Source organism: Dietzia massiliensis, assembly GCF_018390595.1.
GTDB lineage: Bacteria > Actinomycetota > Actinomycetes > Mycobacteriales > Mycobacteriaceae > Dietzia > Dietzia massiliensis.
This window is the reverse complement of the sequence record NZ_JAHBAV010000339.1, coordinates 1-340: the sequence shown is the minus strand read 5'-3', so window position 1 is coordinate 340 and position 340 is coordinate 1. Positions and strand designations below refer to the sequence as shown.

1 protein-coding gene is annotated in these 340 nt (G+C 56.5%); it reads left to right on the top strand.

Features of this window, described 5'->3' with window-relative positions; genetic code table 11:
• Positions 1-14: 14 nt before the first annotated feature.
• Positions 15-340: succinate dehydrogenase membrane anchor subunit (sdhD, locus tag KHA85_RS20725; RefSeq protein WP_213186752.1), on the top strand; the 326-nt coding region annotated here is incomplete at its 3' end.

Below are 340 nucleotides of genomic sequence, written 5' to 3'. Positions count from 1 at the left end.
GCTGGAGTCCTCGTATGGTAAACAACGTTTCTGCATTAGGGCGCAACGGCGTGCACGATTGGCTGCTGCTGCGCGCTTCCGCTATCATCATCACCCTGTACGTCCTGTATATCCTGGGTTTTTTCGTCACGGCCCCGGAACTCACTTATGACATCTGGCGCGGTTTCTTCGCCACTTCCATTACGAAAGTGTTCACTCTGCTGACCTTGCTGTCGATTCTGGTGCACGCCTGGATCGGGCTGTGGCAGGTGCTGACGGACTACGTCAAGCCGCTGGCGGTTCGCCTGGTGTTGCAGCTGGCTGTCGTGGTCGCGTTGCTGGTCTATTTACTGTACGGAAC